Origin of the sequence: Bacillus sp. EKM420B (genome assembly GCF_011065565.1) — a bacterium.
In the GTDB taxonomy this organism is placed as follows: Bacteria; Bacillota; Bacilli; order Bacillales; family Bacillaceae; genus Bacillus; species Bacillus velezensis.
Genome location: NZ_JAAMNX010000027.1, coordinates 1 through 328 on the forward strand (window position 1 = coordinate 1; position 328 = coordinate 328).

General features: G+C 61.0%; 1 protein-coding gene. It reads right to left on the reverse strand.

The annotated features are described in order from the left end of the window. Positions 1–328, reverse strand: a 328-nt coding sequence (locus tag G9F48_RS19365; protein ID WP_165409981.1) for an AMP-binding enzyme, incomplete at both ends; no start/stop codon positions are given.

The following is a 328-nucleotide window of genomic DNA, read 5'->3' on the forward strand; positions in this document are numbered from 1 at the left end:
CGGTGACCGGAAGCTCGTCCATCTCCACCCAGAACGCCGGCACCATGTAGTCAGGCAGCGTGTCTTTCAGCGCGGCTCTGAGCACTTCAATATCGTCCTGTTGAGGCGCGACATAGGCGCAAAGCGCGGTATTGCCCGCTTTGTCTTCCACAGCCGTCACCGCTGCGTCATGAACGTCCGCAAGCTGGGCGAGGCGGACTTCGATTTCTGAAAGCTCGATCCGGTAGCCCCGCACTTTGACCTGCTGGTCAATACGCCCGATGTATTCGATGCCGCTCTGCGCGTTCCATTTGACGAGGTCGCCGGTCCGGTACATGCGCTCGCCGGG